Annotated in this window: 16 protein-coding genes and 1 other annotated feature (1 of these 17 only partly in view); of the genes, 1 reads left to right on the top strand and 15 read right to left on the bottom strand. The window is 40.2% G+C overall.

All coding sequences use genetic code 11. The annotated features are described in order from the left end of the window. Positions 1 to 138 (bottom strand) — a binding site (T-box leader); it reaches 86 nt to the left of the window's first position. 186 nt (positions 139 to 324) lie between these two features. The 11 genes from BDR01S_RS13730 to BDR01S_RS13685 all read right to left on the bottom strand — a co-directional run bounded on the left by BDR01S_RS13730 (position 325) and on the right by BDR01S_RS13685 (position 15,774). Next, the gene (locus tag BDR01S_RS13730; protein ID WP_066258253.1) at positions 325 to 4,677 is read right to left on the bottom strand and encodes an endo-alpha-N-acetylgalactosaminidase family protein; all 4,353 of its coding nucleotides are present in this window, start codon (positions 4,675 to 4,677) and stop codon (positions 325 to 327) included. Between the two features lie 225 nt (positions 4,678 to 4,902). Continuing rightward, on the bottom strand, positions 4,903 to 5,889 hold the full coding sequence (gene lacD, locus BDR01S_RS13725; RefSeq protein ID WP_066258255.1) for a tagatose-bisphosphate aldolase: 987 nt from the start codon (positions 5,887 to 5,889) through the stop codon (positions 4,903 to 4,905). A gap of 15 nt (positions 5,890 to 5,904) precedes the next feature. Continuing rightward, positions 5,905 to 6,840: a tagatose-6-phosphate kinase gene (gene lacC / locus BDR01S_RS13720; RefSeq protein ID WP_066258257.1), complete on the bottom strand. Its 936-nt coding sequence runs from the start codon at positions 6,838 to 6,840 to the stop codon at positions 5,905 to 5,907. A gap of 26 nt (positions 6,841 to 6,866) precedes the next feature. After that, the gene (nagA, locus tag BDR01S_RS13715) at positions 6,867 to 8,018 is read right to left on the bottom strand and encodes an N-acetylglucosamine-6-phosphate deacetylase (protein ID WP_066258259.1); all 1,152 of its coding nucleotides are present in this window, start codon (positions 8,016 to 8,018) and stop codon (positions 6,867 to 6,869) included. Beyond that, on the bottom strand, positions 8,008 to 9,171 hold the full coding sequence (locus tag BDR01S_RS13710) for an AgaS family sugar isomerase (RefSeq protein ID WP_066258260.1): 1,164 nt from the start codon (positions 9,169 to 9,171) through the stop codon (positions 8,008 to 8,010). Before BDR01S_RS13710 ends, nagA begins: the two co-directional genes overlap by 11 nt. Positions 9,172 to 9,223: 52 nt before the next feature. Then, positions 9,224 to 10,123 (bottom strand): ROK family protein, encoded by a 900-nt coding sequence (locus tag BDR01S_RS13705; RefSeq protein ID WP_066258261.1) that lies wholly within the window; start codon positions 10,121 to 10,123, stop codon positions 9,224 to 9,226. A gap of 104 nt (positions 10,124 to 10,227) precedes the next feature. Beyond that, on the bottom strand, positions 10,228 to 10,395 hold the full coding sequence (locus tag BDR01S_RS25780) for a DUF6903 family protein (RefSeq protein ID WP_169801439.1): 168 nt from the start codon (positions 10,393 to 10,395) through the stop codon (positions 10,228 to 10,230). Continuing rightward, entirely contained in the window at positions 10,385 to 12,556 is a 2,172-nt protein-coding gene (gene gnpA, locus BDR01S_RS13700; RefSeq protein ID WP_066258264.1) for a 1,3-beta-galactosyl-N-acetylhexosamine phosphorylase, read from the bottom strand. Before gnpA ends, BDR01S_RS25780 begins: the two co-directional genes overlap by 11 nt. 10 nt (positions 12,557 to 12,566) lie before the next feature. Beyond that, positions 12,567 to 13,448, bottom strand: coding sequence for a carbohydrate ABC transporter permease (locus BDR01S_RS13695; protein WP_066258266.1), 882 nt, complete (start codon positions 13,446 to 13,448; stop codon positions 12,567 to 12,569). A gap of 15 nt (positions 13,449 to 13,463) precedes the next feature. Beyond that, positions 13,464 to 14,354, bottom strand: coding sequence for a carbohydrate ABC transporter permease (locus BDR01S_RS13690; protein ID WP_066258268.1), 891 nt, complete (start codon positions 14,352 to 14,354; stop codon positions 13,464 to 13,466). Positions 14,355 to 14,433: 79 nt separating this feature from the next. After that, positions 14,434 to 15,774, bottom strand: a complete 1,341-nt coding sequence (locus BDR01S_RS13685; RefSeq protein WP_066258270.1) for a carbohydrate ABC transporter substrate-binding protein — start codon at positions 15,772 to 15,774, stop codon at positions 14,434 to 14,436. A 165-nt stretch (positions 15,775 to 15,939) separates the two neighbouring features. Between BDR01S_RS13685 and BDR01S_RS13680 the strand changes: the two genes are divergently transcribed. Beyond that, positions 15,940 to 16,812, top strand: coding sequence for an AraC family transcriptional regulator (locus tag BDR01S_RS13680; RefSeq protein ID WP_066258272.1), 873 nt, complete (start codon positions 15,940 to 15,942; stop codon positions 16,810 to 16,812). Between the two features lie 127 nt (positions 16,813 to 16,939). On the opposite strand, the gene BDR01S_RS13675 is transcribed toward BDR01S_RS13680, so the two are convergent. The 4 genes from BDR01S_RS13675 to BDR01S_RS13660 all read right to left on the bottom strand — a co-directional run bounded on the left by BDR01S_RS13675 (position 16,940) and on the right by BDR01S_RS13660 (position 21,381). Further along, on the bottom strand, positions 16,940 to 18,127 hold the full coding sequence (locus tag BDR01S_RS13675; RefSeq protein WP_066258275.1) for an MDR family MFS transporter: 1,188 nt from the start codon (positions 18,125 to 18,127) through the stop codon (positions 16,940 to 16,942). 400 nt (positions 18,128 to 18,527) lie between these two features. Further along, entirely contained in the window at positions 18,528 to 19,982 is a 1,455-nt protein-coding gene (locus BDR01S_RS13670; protein ID WP_066258278.1) for an ammonia-forming cytochrome c nitrite reductase subunit c552, read from the bottom strand. A 2-nt stretch (positions 19,983 to 19,984) separates the two neighbouring features. After that, on the bottom strand, positions 19,985 to 20,497 hold the full coding sequence (locus BDR01S_RS13665; RefSeq protein WP_066258280.1) for a NapC/NirT family cytochrome c: 513 nt from the start codon (positions 20,495 to 20,497) through the stop codon (positions 19,985 to 19,987). Positions 20,498 to 20,586: 89 nt separating this feature from the next. After that, on the bottom strand, positions 20,587 to 21,381 hold the full coding sequence (locus BDR01S_RS13660; protein WP_066258282.1) for a hypothetical protein: 795 nt from the start codon (positions 21,379 to 21,381) through the stop codon (positions 20,587 to 20,589). Positions 21,382 to 21,876: the final 495 nt, after the last annotated feature.

Below are 21,876 nucleotides of genomic sequence, written 5' to 3'. Positions count from 1 at the left end.
CGCGGAAAACGGCAAGCCTTACTATCCTTCACGCTTGCAACTCAAAGGCGAGTTCGTGATGTACCCGGTTGACTTTCACCAGCCGTCAACTCTCTTGTACGGGTAAGAACCACTACTACTCCTGATCACTGTCTTTTGAAATATAAAGTATTACGGTTATTGTATTAAATTTTCCGACGGTATGCAAGCAAACTTGTGCCTAATTTAAGGATAGACTCATTTTCTTTAAAATAAACATTTATCAAAAGGCTTTATTAAGAAATTGAGTCTGTTTCTTCTATATTTAAATAGAGGGAAGTGTCAGAAGCACTTCCCTCTTCAACTCTATTTCACCTGTTCAATCCGAAGGTTATCTAAAATAAATGTTCCTGCCCCGGTATCTTCATTCACACTAGCTCCATCGCTGAAAATTCCAATATAGGTTTGCTCATTGTCGGAACCAGTGACTGTAAACTCAGCCGTTTTGGTAGTGGCAGATGCCGGAAGCGTATTATTCAAACTTAGTCCCTTGGCCGCTGTAATATCTCTAACATCAATTTCTTGATTACCTGAGATAAAGCGATAGGCATTGGCAGTACTTTGATAGTCAAAGGATACTTTATAGGTTACTCCCGGTTCAAAGTGGAAGTGTTGCGGAATCGTGCGATACACTAAGCCTTTGTTTCCGGTATTTACTTTAACGGACCAATTTCCGCCTAAGACATCATCTACTAATTTTTTACCTGCCCATCCTTTTTGTGTATAAGGAGCATGTAACTCAGACAAATGAACTCTGTTGTCTTCTACCCCTTCCGTATTACCAATCACAAATGGGTAAATTCCTTGCACGACCGATTCAAAATCTTGTTCAAATACCCCTGATAAGACATTATTTGTCAATGACTTTTGAACGACCCGAATATCATCAAATTTGGTGGTTCCTTCTCCGGCCTCACGGCTTAGAATGATTTCAGCCTTTTTTGATGTAGCCGTAAAGCTTACCTGCATCCTTTGCATTTTGCTATTGTACCCATCATTAGAAGCATGAGAGTCTGCTTTCACAAAGTTCTTTTGCAGGCTGCGCAGCGTATAATTACTTACATCTTTCACCCCGCCAGTTACTTTGATTCCAGCTTTCACATCACTATTGTTCTCTACATATACCTCTGCCACATAGTCTTTACCTGGCACCAGGTCAGTAATCGAGCGGGAAACGGTTGTATTTTTCGATGGGCTTCCCATATTCAAATAATAGTCGCCGCTGCTTACATTACGGGCTGTTCCATTTTGATTCGTTCTGATGACACTGACAGCATCTTTATCTCCTGCCACTTTTGTCACTTCATCTTTAACGGTTCCTGAATTGAATCCTGTGTCATAGACATGAGTACCGTTGCTCCAGTCATCGACTTGTAAACCCTTCTCTTTTTTATCCGGAATAACAACATATGGCGTTGCTGCCTCAGCTGTCAAGGTTACCTGATTATTGACCACTTCGACTTTCTGCACATCTGTTCGGCCTTTATCGGTCAATTTGTACACATAAACCTTTTTAGATGGACCAACAAATCCATCTGGCAATGTCCAAGTTGTAGTACCGCCTTCCAAATTCCAATGATACAATTTTTCAGCAGCAGGTGTTGGATTTTTAAAATCTTGTTCCACCCAAGGAAGTAAATAAGCATGTTCATCAAGGACAACATTTCCATTAAGTGTAATAACACGCTCTCTGGAGTTGTCTTTCCTAGTTACAACCACATCATCACCATTACTTGGGTCTTTTAACTTGATTTCTTTTTCAAGGTTAGTTTTGTTTTTGTCACCTTTTACATCTGTCCAATCAGTAACATAATACTTTTGTAAAAATTTAGTTGGAATATTTGTATCAAATGTCATTTGAATAAACTGGTCAAAGTTCTTATCTGATTGCCATCCCTCGAAACCGGCTAATTCAAATCCGCCAAGCAATGGATGATCAGCCGTTCCGCCTGCTTCAGGCCAGTTCAATACCCAAGAATCTTTTTGATGATTGCTAATAAAGCGGAGTACTTCTGAGTTGATTCCCTTGCTTGATGGCCCACCGTAATTCTTATCTGTTGCCCAGTGCTGCCATGTTGAATAATTAGCTACTGCAGTACCAAACTCAGTTGAAACCCTCCAACCTCTATCCATAAATTGTTCTGCCACTCGATCAGATTCCCACTGATCCTGATACCATACATCCAAATAGATAAAGTCAAGACCTGGTGCAGCAGCTTTTAATTCATCCAATCTTTTTGCTCGTGTCCCAGAATACAAATCTTTTAATTTATTGATAGTATAGGATTGGTCCAGCCAGCCCCAGCCTTTGGCATTTGGACCATCAATAAAATCTTCATTAAATGCTTTGGCTTCAGGATACGTTTCCTGAGCATTAATATGGACACCAAATTCAGAGTTGTACTTATGACCTTCACTAATAAGCGTTTTTAAATCGTCAGCGCCGCCGATTCGTTCACCAACATTACCGTAATCCGGGTGCGCGCTATCATGACCTTCATTTCCATATCCTTTTAATAGTACAGCCTGGCCTAATTCATCTGTAGCGAGTGCTACCTTTTTAACATTATCCAATGTTTTTAGGAATGGCTGTTGTGCTTGTGATCCAAAATTCATGGCAATACGAGTGCCAACAAGATTGTTTACATCTTCTGACCCTTTGATGTTCTGCATGATTTCGCGGTAAGCAATCGCACCGTCCTGCCAGTCAACTTCATCATCTTTATTTAAATCGTCAGCAATTGCAATTTTTACAGTAGGTTTAGTCTTTTGTGCTTCTGACATAAATTCTCTTTGAAAATAAAGCAAGCTGGAACCAATCCCGATGGCTTTCGAACCATCTTTATTCTGATAACGATTAGCCACTAAGTTACGGTAGCCGTCAACTTCCGAACTGGACCATACACCTGCACTTAATTTGTCCGTTGAAAGAAAAGCAGTGTAGTATCTTTCAGAAGTTCCAATGCCTCCCAAAGTTGAATCGACAGTAACGTCAACATCCCCCGGTTTTGTCACATCTCCGCTAAGATTTGTAAATTTGGCTTTCGCGTTAGTTTGAGCTGAATTGACGGAGATAAAGTCCAGATCAGCTAGTTCAACCGATTCGATTTTTGCACCCTTGGCATTGTTGATTTCCTCAAAGGTATAGATTACTTTATTTCTTTGAACTTTTAATGAAACTTTAATCACTGCATCAAGGTCTTCATCTTCATCGCTTACCTTTAAGGAATACAATGCTTCACTATTACTGAGCTTTTCAAAGCCTACCTCTGGATAGTAAAGTGTACCGTTCACTTTCAATCCGTAAACAGGAGATTTTTGTCCGTCCATTACCTTATCGCCCACACGGTATTCGATGACACGCGGGAATACTTGGTCAATGGTGACATTCATAAAATCTGAGCTTAATGTATCCTCTACCGGAGGAGTATCTGGCGCTTTAGGTGGAAAGTATTCTTTAATTTTGATGTTTGAAATCGTAATGTCGGCGGCACCACGGCTCTTTTCAAATCCAAGTAAACCTGCTTTATCGACACCGCCTGATAACGTCCAGCTATTTACCTTTTTATCATTAATGTATAAAGTAGCTGTATCATCCATGAATTTCATTCGTAAATGATAGGTTTTATTTGCTTCTAATGGCAGGTCTGATGTCATCGCCGTCCATTTGTTAGAAGGACCAAAGGTCTCTCCGAAATACTGATTGTTCTGGTCTCCCGTTCCCACATACGTGTAGGCGGATGGACTTTGAACACGATAGATTAGACCGAAACGGTTCATCGCGTTCGTTGCTGGAGTAATATCAGCTTCAAAAATACCATTCTTAATTCCTTCCATTTTATTGTAGACTATTCGATTCTTTTGGGTAGAGGTAACCTTGAAAGTTGCTGAACCATCTTGATTATAGGTAACGCTTCCGTCACCTGAGAGGATTCTAAAATCCCCTTCTGTCAGTTGGTTGTCCGTAATGTCGACAGGTTCCACGTCACCTGGGTTTGCGCCTCCGTCTTCAGGAGCATCCCCTAATTCAATGAGTACTTGGCTGTTTTTACTTCCATAAGCGCCCAGTTTAACCGCTTCCTTACCAGTAAGGAGGTTATTTACATCATTGGATAAGGTAACCGATCCAAATAAATCTTGGCCATCTAATGTAACATTAAAAGTGGTTCCACTATATTCAATTTTAATAGAATGTTTAGTTCCTACTTCCGGAAGTGGTACACTTGGTCTAGTGTTTAACCAGGTTCCGCTGCCCTTATATTTGTATTCATAGAACCACCCTGCTGCGTCATACCCTACAAAGACAAAATTATTAGTATCAATATAATGTGGATAGAAACCAAATCTGGTATCTGCCCCATTCAATTCTGGAATAAAGGTATATTCCATCGTTCCTGATTCTTTTGCCGCAGCCTTTTCTTCTCGAAAAATAGCTGATTTGGCTCCATTGTCATTTCCAGTACCTGCTCCGAGCCTTGCATATGCCTTCCCATTCTGGTTAACCATTTCATTTACTTCATTTCCTCCCGATGAAATGGTAACCCATGGATTCGTCACTTCCGCTACTGCACGTAATGGCGGAATGAAACCCGTCAAGAACGTTGGCAAAAATAACACAAGTGCAAGCAGTGTATAGCTAAATCTCTTGTAATTGTTCATGCTCAATTCCTCTTCTCCTTTAAAATTAATATTTTAATAGTAGACGATGCTTTAACATCCAATATCACCTTCTACTTGTAATCTAGCTTACTTTTATTAAAACGCTTTCACAACAGAGATATTGTCTAAATTTTTAGAAATATTGCTTTTTAGTGAATTGCATAAAAAAACGAACGGTGTTAGTCACCATTCGCTGATGAAGCTGGAATAATGCCCCTTGCTTCATTAATTTGCTTTATTAAACCAAGAACTGGCTGTTTCTTTCAATACTAAGTTCAGTTCTTCGATATTCCTTCTACCGTTCTCCTGTAACCATCCGCGGCCTGCTTCTTCACCATTTGAAGCGAAAGGGGCGACACCGTCTTTCCATGTTGCCCGGCCGCATAACACGCCGTTAAAGGTGGAACCAGATCCTTTCGCAAATTTCAAAGTTTCTTGAAATAGCTCTGCACTAACTCCCGCACTTAAAAAGATAAACGGCAGCTCGGTTGCTTCGCTTTGTTCTTTGAAAAATGAAGCAGCTTCTTCTTTGCTGTATACGGCTTCTCCTTCTGTATAGCCTTCCACAAAATTCATATCTACCGGAACTTCTACCTTAAGCACATCGACATGGTATTGCGGTTTAGTAAACTCCTTCATCGCTCCAATCACTTTATGAGGTTTTATTTTTGCGTACGCCTTACCTTTTACATTAGCATTTTCAGCATCATACGAGACAATTTCCAAGAAAAAAGGAAGATCTTCGGCCGCACATTCGGACCCCACACGTTCCATATAGACATGTTTATAGTTATTAATTTTTTCATCTTCATCGACATCATAATAGAGTAAGAACTTGATCGCATCGGCGCCCGCTTCCTTTAATCGTTTCACTGACCATTCCGGTAATAGATCCGGCAACCGTCCCGCTTCTGAGGCATCGTAGCCAGTTTTTTCATACGCCACTAGTAAGCCTGAGTTTTTGCTGCGGACCTTTGCTGCTGGAAGACCATATTCCGGATCTAACAGAATCGCTGTTGCAAAAGGTGTTAATTCCTCAGAAACCAATTCTTTGAATCGGATGATACTTTCATCCCCCACATGACTGGCCTCTCCAGACGCAATCATTTTTTTCAATGAACCGCGTTGATCAATTGCTAAAGCTCCAATCACGCCATTCTCATCTGATAAACGTTTTAGTGCATCCCATTTATTCTTAGTTAGTTCTAGCATCGTCAATCTCCTCTCTTAATCTAATTTTTCAACTTTAACTTCATTAAAGTACCGTTTGAACTTGTTCATATTAATAAAACCAGTTCCGGCTTCCATGGTATTTAACATCCCAGTAGTCATCGCCGTTTTCAGCACCACTTCTACGGTCTGATGGCAATTCAATGCAACAGCTAATCCGGCAACGGTGGCATCACCGGATCCAACCGGATTGATCACGTTGATTTCAGGGAGCGTGATTCGATAATAATTGCCACCATGCTTGACAAAGGCACCTTCACCACCCATTGACACGACAATCCATTCAATCCCGTTAAACAAGTAATTGTCTACAGCCTTTTTCAAACTACTGATCGTATCTCCGACCTCGATGCCAAGCAACTGAGACAATTCCGTTCCATTCGGTTTAATGGCAAATGGTTTTTCTGGATGCAACAAGGCATGTTTTAATGATTCCCCTGACGAATCTAATATCACTGGAATTCCCTTTTCGTGACTAATCTCCAACATTTGATGGTAAAAATCAGTTGGTAACCCTTTGGGTAAACTGCCTGAAATGGTAACAAGTGAAACTTTAGCAAGCAGACTTTCAAATTTTTGTAGAAAAGCTCTCCCTTCTTCACTAGATAACGTTGGCCCGGATTCTAAAATCTCCGTTTGCTTTCCTTCATGAAGAATGGCGATACAGTTTCGTGATTCTTGATTGATTTTCAAAAAGTCATTTTGAATGCTGCCTTTAGTTAATTCCTGAATGATGTATTCACCAATCATTCCACCAAGGACACCTGTTGCAAGGACTTCCTCTTCCATTTGTACGACCACTCGGGCAACATTCAAGCCTTTTCCACCGGCCGTTTTACAGACATTTTCCACACGGTTGACATCATTTAACTTGAATTCATCGATTGGATAGGAAATATCAACGGATGGATTCATTGTGACAGCTAAAATCATCGCACTTCCTCTTTCTGTTTGAAGTTCTAAGCTTGATAACGGCAGATTCCATCGAGGTAAGTCGCGGTTAAATCCAGCTCCGGATTCAAGACAATAAAGTCAGCTGCGTACCCGACCGCGATTTTTCCGCATTCTCCATCGATTTGAACACTTTTAGCGGGACCTGTACTTGCCATATAAATGGCTTCCGCCGGTGTGGCAATCCCCCATTTGACGGCATTTTTAACGGCATCTTTCAATTGCAGAATGCTGCCGGCTAAACCTCCGCTTTCCAAGCGAGCTGCACCATCTTTCACTTCCACAGGAAATTCTCCCAGTTGATAGTGACCTTCCGGCATGCCGCCAGCCATCATACAATCGGTCACCATCACAGTTTCTTTCCTGCTGCGTATATTCATTAAAATGCTAGCGGCAATGGGATGAACATGATGCCCGTCACAAATAATTTCGGCAAACACATTTTTTAGATTCATGGCCGCCCCGACCATCCCAGGTTCACGATGATGTAGTGGGCTCATTCCATTGTAGGTATGAACAAAAATTGAAGCTCCCTTATCAACTGCTTGCTTTGCTTCTTCGTACGTCGCCTCACTATGTGCTAAAGCAACCACAATACCTTCTTTCACGGCATATTCAACAAATTCAGCCACACCTTTTCTTTCAGGTGCAATCGCAATTTTTTTTATCGATTGATTGGATAGTTCCTGCCATTTTTTCAATTTATCGATAGAAGGGTCACCAAAGTATTTTGTGTTTTGCGCCCCTTTATGTTTTTCAGTGAAAAATGGCCCCTCTAAAAAGATCCCTTTTATTTTTGCTCCTTGCACATTGTTGTAATTGGCACCAATCATTTCAACCACTTTATTCAATGACTCCGTTGAAGAGGTTAAAGTAGTAGGTAAAAAAGAGGTTACACCGCACGATAACAGCCCTTCAGAAATCAGATTCATTCCTTCGAAGTCATTATCCATGACATCGTGTCCATTAAATCCATGGATATGTGTGTCCACTAAACCGGGTGCAATCCAACTCCCCTGATAATCAATAATTTCTGCTGGGTGATTGGGCTTATTTTTCGTAAAATTCCCGAATTCCCCATTGTTGATTTCAAGAAACCCAGGACCTGTCACCGTGTCTTCTAGAAAGAATCTCTCCGCATAAATAAATTTAGATTTCATAAATGGTGACACCCTTTACGACACGGTTCACCGTGCCTGACGGTGAAGGGGTATCCGGTGTATTACCGACCTTAATGGAAGATAATAGTGAGACTGTTTGACCAATCATGACATATGGCAGTGCCAGGTATGCATCCGGTACATATTGGGCCTCACTGCCGAATAAGAACGTGTCCCCATCATAGTTTGTTTCCCCATCAACCTCGATTGCACATATAGTGTTGGCAATACGATCCTGCTGTAATTCTTTTAAAATATCTAAGTCGTATTGACGGGTATAAGGATGGTTTGAAACAAAAACAAAAACCAGCGATTTTTCATTAACAAACGATTTAGGACCGTGCCGGAATCCCAACGATGAATCAAAGGAGGTAACAATTTTACCTGCTGTCAACTCTAATACTTTTAATTGTGCTTCTCTCGTCAAGCCTTCTAAACTTCCCGAGCCAAGATAAATGATCCTATCAAAATCGCTGTCGATGATTTTTTGGATGGCATCTTCCCTGCTAATGACACTTTCCCCCATTTGGCGAAGCATTTTCACTATTGACCATTTTTCTTCCACATGCAGCGTATCAAAAAGGAGCAATGCCGTCAGCGCCATGCATGAGTAACTCCCGGTCATGGCAAAGCCTTGATCATTTGCTTTTTCAGGCATCAACAACACGAGGTTATTTTCATCCCCTGTGCCCCGCTTGGCTAATTCACCATCTTTTGCACAGGTAATCGTTAACTGATAGAAGTCGGTTACCATTTGTTCAGCAATTTCTACGGTCGCGACACTTTCGGGGCTATTGCCACTTCTAGCAAATGAAACCAACAATGTCGGGAAATCTACTTTTAAAAATTGATAAGGGTTAGACACCAAAGTGGTAGTCGGAACACTAAGCAATTCCCACTTTCTTTCATCCACTTTTCCTTTTAAATAAGGTGTGATCGTGTCACCAACATAGGCAGAAGTTCCGGCACCTGTAAAAATGACACGGATTCGTTCATGCAGCTCTTCAAGTTTTTGCAAAAACGCTTGGATCTCAACTCGTTTCTTTGTATACAATGAATAAGTTTCATCCCATAAATCTGGCTGCTGCTTAATTTCCGCTGTCGTAATCGATGCACCTAAAGACACTAATTTTTCTTGACTAAAAGTAAACATATCTTTCGCTCCTCTACAATCATTCTCTTAACGAACGAAGACCGGCGATTCCTCATTCCATCCCTTCAAATACTCGTAATCCCGCACCGATAATCCCATTATTCTGTGCTAATGTACTAATGCTCATTTGAGCTAAAAGGTGCTGTTGTTCAGGAATCTGATAGATTTTTAGCTTTTCTTTGATTAACGCAAGCAGAAAAGGATTATTCACGATGACACTGCCGCCGAAAACCATTCTGTGTGGATCCAAAAGACAAGAAATCGTATAAAGGCCTTGAGCTAAATGTCCTGTCATCTCTTCTATAATTGGCTGGTATTCCCGTACTCCATTTAGATAGCCAGTAAAAACATCCTTGGTTGAAAGGGTATCTACTAACAATCCCTTTTTGGCTAATTTCTGGATCCCTGGTCCGGCAGCGAGTTTTTCCAACCGTTCATTGACACCCTCCGAAAGCACCGGAATCAGACCCAACTCCCCGGCAAATCCTGCTCCTCTAAAAAATAAACCTTTGTGGATGATAGAACAGGAGATTCCCGTACTAATCGTCACGTAGACAAAGGTTTCCGCCCTTTTTACCTGTGCTGCTATCCATTCTGCATAAGCCGCCATATAGACATCGTTGTCAATCGTGATCCGTTCAGTACCAAATCGCTCCTGTAAACGGGCTGTAATCGGAAACTGCTGCCAAGGCAAATTACTTTGAAAAACAGCGATGCCCTTCTCACGGTCCACTTTTCCTGGTACGCCAACGCCAATACCCTCGATATCAATGATGGATAGAGATGATTTTTCAAGAACTTGATCCACCGCTTCTACGACTCTATCAAACATTTTTTCCCTGTCTGAAGAATCACTTTTTACTTCCGCACGTTCAAGCAGTTCGCCCGAATCCGAGATGATTCCCACTGCAATCTTTGTCCCGCCAATATCAATCCCGATTGCTTTTTTCATTTGTCCGCACCTCTAATTTTGAATTTAAGCCTCTAGACGATTTGTAAAAAGTAAAACTTTAATGAAGCACCTAATTCGGCTCAATAAAGTTTTACTGTCAATCACTATATGAATTTTCGATTATAATCGTAAATCAGACCCAAGAGGCCGGCTAATCCGACTGACATGATACCGAGTTCGAGTTTACCGGCTGTCTTTTGACCGATTATGATTAACGCCAGACAAATGATGAACACAACAATCCTTATAATGACTAGACCTTTATGCTTCATTTGAAAACTCCTCCCAGCGGATTTCACTAGGTACCAATGTTACTTCTTTACAGTTGCCTTGCCCGTCATAAACAAACGTTGTTTGTTCCTTCAGTGAATTGTTGACAATCGCCACTTTCTGAGCAGATGGGAATGCATGGACCTCACAATAGATGTTGCTGGCATGCCATTTATGGAACTCTTCCTCTTTGTGGGCAGCATAGAACAACGCGCGCATCAAGAGACGAGTGTTTTCTTCACTATAAGGAAGACCCGCTAGATAGATGGCTCTGCCTTTTCCAAAAGCATGACTGGAAAGATGGACTTCCCCATTCGAGTACTCGATGATTTCTGTTTCCTCAGACAACGCATAAATATTTTTCATTCCTTCCCCAAAATCGAATCGGGTACAATCAGCGGAAATAAAATGCTGTTCAACAGGAGTGACAAAATATTTATCTGTTGATAAACTGAATCCCAGTTCTTTGTCAACACCCAGTGCCGTTGCTAATTGAAAATAATGGCCTCCGTGGTGATAGGCAGTCGGTTCTCCAATCCCCACGAAGCCACCGCCATTATGAATCCAAGCTCTGATTGTGGTGACCAACGTTTCATTGGCCCAGTTCGCACCACCGGAAAAAGCAGTCCCGGCATCGCCCGCATTAATGATGACATCAACATCCTTCGGTACACCATGGTTGATCACTTCATCAAAACTTATAAACGTGACTTCTACTGCAGCTCCGCTTAAAGACTCCAAAACACCTAAATACGAATAAATTTGCTTATACCATAAAGCATGTGCCACCATATGGGTCTGCCAAGTCCGAAGGCCACCCCACGAATTCAAAATCGCGACTTTCATGCCCGTATAAGGCTTGATGCCTTTAATTGTTTCATAGATTTCACGATATTCATCGGTCACTTTTTCAATATAGGTGACAAATTCCGGGAATTGATAAGCCAAGCTTAAATATCCTCCGTAGCCAATCCGATCGACAGGATTCCGAAGTAATGCTCTTCTGGCCGTTAACCAGTTTTCATTGGCTTCAATCACGGGATTGTTGCCTTCGTAGAATGTATCCGGGAAGAAGTATGGCAGGAATCTTCCTTCTGTGTAACGGACATGCGGGATATCGGCAATCATCCTTAAGGTTGCCCCGCCTCCGACACTGCCGACCACTGCATCCAATCCGATACTCTCGAAGTATTTTCCGTACGGTTCTGTCCCAATCCAGTTATCACCAAGAAACATCATCGCTTCTTTGCCATTTTCATGAACGATGTCGACAAGCTCCTTAGCTTCCTTAGCAACAAACTTTTGTACAAAATCGATGTAGTCCAAATAAGATTGCGTCGGAATTCTGAAAGATGTATTGTAATAGCCTTTGTCAACGATGTCCTCCGCTCTTAAACGGTAGCCTTTTTCTTGTTCAAAAGCATCCAGAGCAGCCACAGAAACACTGGCACCATAACCAAACCAATCGACAAATTTTTCTTTGCCAAGATTATTAAACACTAGTGTAAAATGGTAGAAAAACGTGGTGAATCTAACCACATCCGTATCCGGATTTTCTTTCAGCCATTGTTTTAAATAGGTTTTCATATATTCATTGGAGTGGGGCTGCCTAACATCAAAAGGAATATCATGCGGCTTTTCACCCCAATCATTGGTAATATGATTGTACATTTGTGTGGGATCCCAGATCGCATAAACTAAGAATGACACGGTGTATTCATGCCAAGGAATCGCATTAGAGATCAAGACACGATTGGTCTTCTCAATTACTTCCCAATCACTCGTGTCGAGCACTTCTCCGGTTGTCCTGTCGATGACTTCCCAGTATTTCTTAGGATCATGAATGTAATCCGGCTGCAATTGTTCCGCAAAATACCCATTCATAAAATCAATTTCAAGCGTGTCCGTAAGTGCAGTATTGAACAAGCTCATCAAATAAAGTTGTTGGCATTCTTCCGGATGCTTCTCCGCAAACTCGTTATGTCCACGGGCGACAAAATAAGTCGTATAAATTTTTGCATCTAATTGTTTGATATCATCATCTAATTTCGTTCCATCACTATCGCGAATCGCATCCGCACCCCAACGATCCAACAATTCCTTTGTTTCCGTTAGAAAGTTTTCCTCACTTGGCAGGGTAACGCGCCCTTTACTCTTGTTCATGTAAATCCTCCTAATCCTTCAATCCGCCAAGGCTCATTCCTTGCGTCAATTTCTTTTGTACCAAAATGTATAAAATCAAGGTTGGCAGCATAACCAGCACCATCCCCGCATACATTTGGCCGTAGTTTGCAGCAGATTTTTGCGCCGCCATTAAGTTCATCAGCCCCACAGGCAATGTTTTATTCGGACCTGGTATCAATGTCAGGGCAATAATATATTCATTCCAAAAGGAGAGAAAATTGAATAAGATGACAGCGATGATGCTTGGCCGGGCCATCGGGATCATAACTTTAATCATCGTTTTAAAATAGCCGGCGCCGTCGATAAACGCTGCTTCTTCAAACGTAGATGGCAGCGTTTGGAAATAGCTGGACATTAAGTAAATGGTGAATGGCAAAGCCGTTGCCGCATAGATCACTGCTAAAATAAATAAATTGTCTAATAAGAACCCGTCTCCAAATTGTCCTCGTAAGAATGTATCCCCTTTCAATAGCATCAAGAAGATTGGAACGACAATGTAGTTCACATTGATAAACAATCCGGCTTTAAACAAGGTATTCATTAATTTACTGCCTCTAAAGGTATATCTTGCCAAGACATAGGATGCCGGCACAGCGACAACTAGTAAGATTAACAGCGCCAAGGCTGTCACCATAATAGAATTCAACATATACGAACCCATATTTGCTTTCTCAAAAGCATCTATGAAGTTTTGAAAATAGAAACCTTTCGGCATGACCCATGGACTGCCATAAAACTCGGCATTTTGCTTAATCGAAGCTAAGAAAACCCATGCAACAGGGATAACAATCGAAATTGCTAATGTAATCAGAGCCACGTAGATAAACAAGCGATAAACGGTATCTGCACTCATGTCTTTAAATTTTTTCATCGTCCATGGCCTCCCTTAATACTCAAGCACTTCACGTTTGGTGACCTGGCTAATAATAGCCGATAAAGCGAAGGAGAATAAGAAGATTACTACCCCAATTGCCATACCATAACCATATGAAGAATTTGTGTAAGCCTGCTTATACATGTAGCTTAAAAATACTTCTGTCGACCCGTCAGGCCCGCCGCCAGTCATCGCTTGCACTAGAAGAAAACTTAAATTAATCGTACTAATAATGAAGAAGGTTAACGTTGTCCGAATGTTATTCCAAATCAACGGCAAGGTAATACTGAAAAATTGCGTAATTCGTCCCGCACCTTCCAATGAGGACGCTTCATAGAAACTTTCGGGAATACTGGCCATACTGGACATGTACATAACCATATAGTAGCCAACAGCCTGCCAAACAAGAGCACCGCCAATGCTGTAAATCGCAATTTTCTGATCGCCCAGCCACATTTTTTGAAGGCTTTCAAGTTTAAATACAGCAAGTAAATTATTTAATAACCCTGTTGATGGATCATAAACAGCTGAAAAGATACCGGCGATGACCACAATTGATAAAATATTGGGGATATAGAAAATAATTCTGAAAAAGTTGTTGCCCTTCAGTTTCTCTCTTGATAACAAGGTTGCAAATAAAACGGACAACACCATCGTGAAGAGTGTGACAACAACAATTAATAAAATACTGTTTTGGAGAGAACGAAAGAAGTTCAAATCATTCCATAACTTTCTGAAGTTCTCCAACCCGACGAATACTTGGTTATTTGAAAATCCACCCCATTTATACAAGGACATCCGAAATACTTCAACCGTAGGCACAAGAATAAATAACGATAACAAGATAAGTGCCGGTGCCGTACAAACGAAGATAAAAAATCTTCTTTCTTTCTTCTTATTCATTTACCTCACCTCTATTAATAAAATATAACGGTGAGGAAGGTAACTCACCGTTATAACTTAGTGAAAATTATATGGTCGTTTATTTTAATGCAGGTCGTAATTGGTCACTCACTTTTTCAACAGCTTTTTGCCAATCTTTCACAGTCTTATCGCCAGAAACAATACTGTTGACAGTGCCGAATAATGTATCAGCCATGCTGACACCTTCAACTGCATCCGTTGCAGCAAACCCGCCCATACCCGCTTTTGCTCCATTATCATAGATACTATAAAATAATTTATTGTCACCTGTTAGTTTGCTGGAAATACCTTCAATTGGTTGAATCGCACCAGCTTCTGCAAAAATAGCTGCCGCTTCATCAGAATAGACATACGTTAAGAAATCCTTCGCACCATCTTTATTTTTAGCTGCAGACGGTACCCACATTTGTTCAAAGAACGTAAATGCGTAGCGATCGCCGCCTTTTTCTATGGCTGGTAAAGCGGTCATGCCCCATTCAAAGCCATCAGCCCTAGGTGCATCTTTCATTTCACCGACTACCCAAGTACCATTCGGCATGAACAGTGCTTTGTTGTCTAAAATCAATTGTTGGTTTTTAGTGAAGTCTTTATCATTTCCATTTGCCACAGTGGTTTTTTCAGTGTATTTTGCTAATTTACCGACAATTTCAAAAACCTTTGTTGCTTCAGGAGTTTCCCAAATGCCATCTTCAAATCTCATCGCTTTATTGTAGAAGTCCGGTCCGCCTACTTCAAAAAGTAATGAATAGAAGAAGGCATCAAAGTAACCGGTGGTTGGATAGGTGAATAAAGCGATTCCTTCTGCTTTGGCTTTATCGCCCAAGGCCCACATCTCATCCCAAGTTGTCGGTACTTCCCAACCTTTTTCTTTTAACAATCCTGCATTATAGAACAATCCTGTAGGGCTGTAGAACATTGGTGCCAAATAAGTTTTGCCATTATTGTAAGGATTCGTTACAAGGGTATCCGTAAATCCCGGAATCAATTTGTCCTTGACTTTGGCATCCTCGCCATAAACCTTTTTATCTAGTACACTCGTAATATCTTCTAACGCATTATCTTTGATCATTGTTTCAGGAAGAGCCAGTTTTCTACCCGTTCCCAATAGGACTACATCCGGATAGTTTCCGGCTTTCATATTTGGGCTGATTACTTCTTCCAAATTTTTATCCACTGTTAATTCCACTTTGACCTTCGGATTTGCTGCTTCATACGCGTCGACAACTTTGGTCCACATATCTTTACCGTAAGCTGATTCTAACGCTGCCACATGAAGGGTCTGTTGTTCACTAGAGGTTTTGACGTTCTTTGAATCTACCTTAGCGTTATCATTACTACAGGCCATTAACCCCAGCGATAACAACACAATCGAACCTGCCATCAAAAGTTTCTTTTTCATATTGATCCTCCCTTTATTTCTTTATAGCTAAAGTATACGGTTGGAAAAACGCTTTCACAATAAACATCTTGTTCTGTTTTTTAGGTATCTTGCTTTCCATTGATATATATCACTAAAAAACTTATAATTTAGGTAATTATTTGCTTTCACAAGGAGGGGAATCATTTGTCAAATGAAATCTATGAGGTTCCGCAATCTCAGCGGGGCCATCTAACAGTAAAACTTCTCTATATAACAAAAGCAAAATATGATAAAGATTGGCATAGCACCAATCATACACACCACTTTACAGAAATTTTGTATATTACTAAAGGCAAAGGGACTTTCATTTTTTCAAAAAAAGAAATCCCAGTCAAAGAGCATGATTTAATTGTCATCAACCCGAATGCCGAACATACGGAAAAGTCCGGTGCCGATCACCCACTGGAATATATTGCACTGGGCATCCAAGGTCTCGCCTTTTCATCTCCGGATGATCCGGGATTACAGGTCACTTTTTATAATTACAAACAGGAGCAAAACGTCTATCTTTTTTACCTCCAGCAATTGATTGAGGAAGTGGAAAACCAAAAGGAAGATTATGAGTTGATCATACAAGACATATTAGAAATTTTACTTCTTAAAATGATGAGGAAAAAAGCATTTAACTTGGAGAAAACCTCTACTAAAAAGATTAGTAAAGATGTGGCTTTTATTAAAAATTACATTAAACAGCAATTTCGCGAAGAGATCAATCTAGATACTTTAGCAGAGGCCGGTCATATCAATAAATACTATCTTGCCCATTCCTTCAAGAAATCCGTAGGCGTTTCACCGATTGAATACTTAATACAAACCCGAATCAGGGAAAGTAAAATTTTGTTAGAAACTACCAATTACCCAATTTCAGACATATCAACTATAACCGGCTTTTCATCCCAGTCATTCTTTGCTCAATCCTTTAAACGTGTGACGAATCTATCTCCTTCACAATACCGAAAAGCTGAGAAATACAAAAAAACAATACTAGAAAATTCAAAAGCATCAAAAGATAAATAGATTTACAAATAAGTCAGAAAGATAGCTTATTAGATTATTCATTTTTTTATTAAAATAAAAAAACCACAGTATCAATAACTGTGGCAAAAATAAATAGTATTTTTAATCATCAGGAAGTTCTCCAAATCTAGACTACCTCTGCACTCACTTTGTTTTCGACTTTCAAGCGACGGTCGTATAAAAGAGTAGTGACAATTGCAATTATGAATAAACCAATTAATACGGTAAATAATACGGACATGCTGTATAGGTCAACGAGCATCCCCCCCAATAAAGGACCAATCATTCTGCCGCCGGTTGCGGTACTGTTGACGATTCCTTGGTAGAAGCCTTCGCGGCCCTCCGGTGCTAAGTCGAAAGCAACTGTTGGCACAGCCGGCCAGATGAACATCTCACCAATGGTTAGGATAATCATCCCAACAAGAAAACCTGAAAACATCGTGGCCTTCCCTGCAACTAAAAATGAAACAATAAAAATACCAATTCCAATAATCATTTGCAGCTTTAATGTGGCTTTGAGATGCTTCAACACACCATTTAATAACGGTTGACCAACGACAATTAGTGCTCCGTTTATCGACCATAATAAACTATATTGCGTTAGTGAAATATGAATTTCTTGTGTATACGAGGCAATCGTTGTTTGCCACTGAACGTAGGCCACCCAACACAGCAAATAGCCTGTGCACAAGATCAATAAGGAATATAAATTTTTTCTGTTCTTAACGGTTGGAGCATTTAAATCAATTGTTGCTTGTTTTCCTGAATTCACTAAGATTCCCTTATAGCCAAATAGCGCTATTAGTAAAAAGAGGACGTACATAATGGTATTGGCTAGGAAGATGAGTTGAAAGGAATGTGCGGCAACAATTCCTCCAAGTGATGCTCCTAAGGCTACCCCAAGGTTTTGAGCAACATAAATAGCATTAAAGGCTTTCCGACCGCCTTCTTTCCAAACCGAACCTGCCATTGCATACATCGATGGAAAAATAATCCCCGTACCAAATCCGATAATGACTTGGAAAATAATATATGCTGGCCAGCCGTTCCAGAATGTTAAGCCAATAAGGGCCGCAAGCGTGATACTAATTCCTAGAATAATAGATTTATAGCCGCCTATTTTATCAAAAAGGCTGCCGCCATAAAGGTTGCCGATCACACTGGCTGCGGAATTTAACATTAATACAATTCCGGCTACTGATAAGGACTTCCCTAGATGGTCGTGAATATAGATTGTATTTAAAGGCCATAAAAATGAAGAGCCTGTTACGTTAACTACCATCCCGATTATTAAGAGCCATAAGGCACGTGGCATAAAAAAACGCCCCTTCACATTTCACTATTTCAATTTCCAAAAGTTTATTCTATTCCTTTTTCCAGTATGCTGCAATCCTTTTTCTTTTCCAGGATTGGTGGGCTATGATTCGGCGTATTAGATAGAAAATTTGTGAAATCTTGAAATAATTCTGAAGTATATTAAGCTGATTCCGCCGAATTGGGCCGGGATTCCGCCAACTTTCAAATTTATTCCGCCAAATCGGGCTGGGATTCCGCCTACCTCGCCATTTATTCCGCCAAGTCTACATTTATTCCGCCAAACCCTAATCTCCGCAAAAAACTTATTACCGCAAACACAAAAAACACTGTCCTCATAAGAGCAACAGTGTTTCCCCAACGATATTATATTTTTTCCTTCAGAAAATCTAAATCAAAGTTTATTTTTTCGGTACGACCGGTACAACTGGTGCTTGCGCAGGGAAATAGGAATTGACTGCCGCATCTTTTTTCTTGTCATTGACTTTTTCGTCGAGTACAGCCTTCTTCACTTTTTCAATTTCCTTATCTAACTCTTCCATGTTGACGCCTTTTTTCACAAGTTCTTCGGTGGCAAGACGGACAGCCTTGTTCGATTGGACAACTGATTCCCTAAGTGAATCCATCGAACCCTGTGGATTATGGAAACCGGTAGAGTTTTCAGCTGCAATGATATCCCAGAACCATTGGCCCTTACGAACAAATTCTTGCGCTTGCTTGATTTTTTCTTGACTCACACCAGAAGTTATCATTTTATTTACATAATAGTGTGAGGTCGTTGAAATATCCTGCGCTTCGTGTAATGCACTGAAATTGGCTTCTTGGATTTCAAGGACACGATCTTTCAATTTATCTAAATCACGGTCGCCGTGACACTGACCGCATGAAGTTTGCATCGTTTTAAGTGGTGAAGTCCACCAGTGTGACGTGATTTTTCTTTTTCCATCGACACGCTCATATGGCATATGGCAATCGGCACAGGATACATTGGCTTTACCATGTGTTCCTGATGAATGCGTTTCAAATTCAGGATGCTGCGACTTTAACATTGGTGCTCCAGAAATATTACTTATCCAGTCTTTTTCAAAACCATTCTCTTTGGCAATCGTGCTATAGTATTCATACATATCTTCCGGCTTGAAGCCTTTTGTCCACGGGTAGGTAACTTCACTATTTTTAGAAGCAAAGTAATACTCATCGTGACACTGGCCGCAAACATAGGTGCGCATATCGTTTTTCGTCGGATTGGTTGTGTCGACACCCTTTGCTTCCAACGCTTTATAGAAACTTGGACGGGTAACACGCAAGTCCATTGTTTTCGGATCATGACAGTCGGAGCAGCCGATTGGCGAGTGGCCCATTGCTTCACCCTTTGGCCAGATTTCCTTGTTAAAATTGGCGCCCCAATAGCTGTCGCCCATTTCTTCGATCATTTTTGGCACAGCTGTTGATTTACATGTGTAACAAGAACCAACAGACTTATCGGTAATCCGAGGAGCATTACGAATATCTTCTAATGCATAAGTATGACCACGATCTTCAGTATAGTAAGTTGCAAAGCCATAGCCATTGAACAGGATTGGCAGTAATGGCTCTTTATCTGGATCGAATTTGCTGCGTTTAACGGAACCGCCGTATGTTGTATCTTCCATTTTTTCATTTTTCTTGTAGCTGTTATATTGTAGCGGAAATAAGTCCTTAAACGCTTCATTACTAATTTCATCGGCTGAAAGGCCTGTTGTCTTCTTACCTGCAGCAGATGCTGTTTTCTCACTGGAGTCGTTGCTGCTGCATCCAGTAATAATCAGTATCAAAGCTAGCAGGAGAAGATATGCCCCATTTCGAAACCTTCCCATTTCTAAAATCCTCCCTTATTTTCTAATAACTCTCCTGAAACAGGTGGCTTATTATAATGATCATCTTTAAAGCCTTTCCCATGTGGTACTGTTTTGTGACAGGAAATACATTTTTCCTTTGCATCATGCGATACATTGTCTAACGTACTTTTGTGGCAGGAAATACAGTTATCATTCATGATGTTTTCTGTTCGATCCGTCGCCTCAATCACATCTGGTATCTTCTTCGTTCCCAGTGTGTTGAAATAAATATGTGTCATCCCTGCGCGGCCTTTAAAGAATAACTTACCCACCTCACTTTTATGTGGCAGATGGCAGTCATTACACTGTAAATCCGAATGAGTAGAATCCATGAATGACTTATGAACGGATTTCATCGTATGACAGTTTTGACAAAAACCTGGTGAATCCAGGTAGGCCATTGTTTTTACCGTAGAAAAAGATAAAAACACACCAATCAAAAGCGCCAACACAATTAAAAACTTTTTGTCCATTTTTAGCAGTTTTTTAAACATTTACTTCACCTCCCATAGAAAATTATTTTCTCTCTTTTTTATATAGTTAAAGTACATTTCTGTACCTTAAGCCCAAATGGATTACAGTTTCACTTTCTCTTCCTTATCAAAAATAACAGTGCACCTACAGAAAGGACGCTGATCCCACTGAAAGCACCGATAGCAAGACGATTTGATTTCTCATCCTTTATCTTTTTGGTTTGTGAATTCATAAGCTCAGAGGTAGGCTTGGATTCACTTCGTTCATAGGTAAGGGTGAAGTTTTTTTCTTCCCCTGCTTTTACATGTTGAAAAAGATAGGAGTATGTATTTTTCTCATCCCCGTGATTATCTTTTTCTGAAGGGATTGGCGTTATTTTCACTTTTTCTACTTTATCTGGAGTTGTAAAAATGACATTCACCAAGTCAATATCAGCAAAACTTTTAAATTTGTACTGGAGAGTTTTTAGATCTCTTTTTACCTTTATGCTTTCTGAATAATACTCGATAACAAATTTATATCGCTCTTTCGGTCCGATTTCTTCGCTAGTAGTCCAGGAAATGGTCCCTTTTACAGGGTCAATTATATATTCAATTTCATATGCCTTACTTAAATCATTAGAGTAATCGGCAACATAACCAATTCGAAAATCTTTCTCTTTCATTGGCAGAGGTATTTCAATCTTTCCTATTTGGGGATGGTCCGTGTTGTTGACCATTGACCCTTGATACCCAATTAATAGTGGTACGTGATCCTTCTGTTTATCGTTGGGATGATAGGTATATTCCGGCATTACTTGAATGGACAATTCCTCCAAACTTAAAAGGCTTTCATTTTCAGCCAAGGTATTAGAAGGAAACATAAAAGCAAGGAGTATGCTGACAATCAATATGTACTTATTCATTTAGTTACTTCCTTTCACCTGGTTTTTAATGTGGATAAAATGTGAATTCGTTCACATAAATTTCAAAAAAAAATGTTAGTTGAACCGATTTTTATTCTGTTCATCTAACTTAAAGTAGAGGTTTTGAGATGAATTTTGTTAATCCATACCTTATTTAAACCATGATATGACAAGGCAAACTGTGACGCACATCACAAATTAAAGATCACTTGTTACCAAATTATGAACGAGGGTTTCCCTCTATTTTCAAGGTGTTATTGGTGAAAAATTGTTATTTCAAGTGATTTTAAACACTTTTTTATAAAATATACCGTAGAAAATTTATCAAAAAAAAAGAGCCCTCAACGAAAAAAAATAACGGGTTTACTTTAGAGGTGCAAACATTATAAAAAACATAGGGTATGAAATAATTTTTGGAGGGTGTGTGAATTTGTTGTGATTTAGTACGTGGATTATGTTGGGATTACAAGGATTGTTGGATTTAATTATAATGGG

Source organism: Neobacillus drentensis NBRC 102427, assembly GCF_001591445.1.
In the GTDB taxonomy this organism is placed as follows: Bacteria; Bacillota; Bacilli; order Bacillales; family Cytobacillaceae; genus Neobacillus; species Neobacillus drentensis.
Note: the sequence above shows the minus strand (reverse complement) of the source record. Positions and strands in the feature narration are given on the sequence as shown.

Excerpts from the sequence above, each read along its gene's own strand:
- BDR01S_RS13660 (WP_066258282.1), bottom strand. The coding sequence starts at position 21,381 with ATGAATAAGTACATATTGATTGTCAGCATACTCCTTGCTTTTATGTTT.
- nagA (WP_066258259.1), bottom strand. The coding sequence starts at position 8,018 with ATGAAATCTAAATTTATTTATGCGGAGAGATTCTTTCTAGAAGACACG.
- BDR01S_RS13665 (WP_066258280.1), bottom strand. The coding sequence starts at position 20,497 with ATGTTTAAAAAACTGCTAAAAATGGACAAAAAGTTTTTAATTGTGTTG.
- BDR01S_RS13730 (WP_066258253.1), bottom strand. The coding sequence starts at position 4,677 with ATGAACAATTACAAGAGATTTAGCTATACACTGCTTGCACTTGTGTTA.
- BDR01S_RS25780 (WP_169801439.1), bottom strand. The coding sequence starts at position 10,395 with ATGAAGCATAAAGGTCTAGTCATTATAAGGATTGTTGTGTTCATCATT.
- BDR01S_RS13670 (WP_066258278.1), bottom strand. The coding sequence starts at position 19,982 with ATGGGAAGGTTTCGAAATGGGGCATATCTTCTCCTGCTAGCTTTGATA.
- gnpA (WP_066258264.1), bottom strand. The coding sequence starts at position 12,556 with ATGAACAAGAGTAAAGGGCGCGTTACCCTGCCAAGTGAGGAAAACTTT.
- BDR01S_RS13710 (WP_066258260.1), bottom strand. The coding sequence starts at position 9,171 with ATGTTTACTTTTAGTCAAGAAAAATTAGTGTCTTTAGGTGCATCGATT.
- BDR01S_RS13690 (WP_066258268.1), bottom strand. The coding sequence starts at position 14,354 with ATGAATAAGAAGAAAGAAAGAAGATTTTTTATCTTCGTTTGTACGGCA.
- BDR01S_RS13705 (WP_066258261.1), bottom strand. The coding sequence starts at position 10,123 with ATGAAAAAAGCAATCGGGATTGATATTGGCGGGACAAAGATTGCAGTG.
- lacC (WP_066258257.1), bottom strand. The coding sequence starts at position 6,840 with ATGATTTTAGCTGTCACAATGAATCCATCCGTTGATATTTCCTATCCA.
- lacD (WP_066258255.1), bottom strand. The coding sequence starts at position 5,889 with ATGCTAGAACTAACTAAGAATAAATGGGATGCACTAAAACGTTTATCA.
- BDR01S_RS13685 (WP_066258270.1), bottom strand. The coding sequence starts at position 15,774 with ATGAAAAAGAAACTTTTGATGGCAGGTTCGATTGTGTTGTTATCGCTG.
- BDR01S_RS13695 (WP_066258266.1), bottom strand. The coding sequence starts at position 13,448 with ATGAAAAAATTTAAAGACATGAGTGCAGATACCGTTTATCGCTTGTTT.
- BDR01S_RS13675 (WP_066258275.1), bottom strand. The coding sequence starts at position 18,127 with ATGCCACGTGCCTTATGGCTCTTAATAATCGGGATGGTAGTTAACGTA.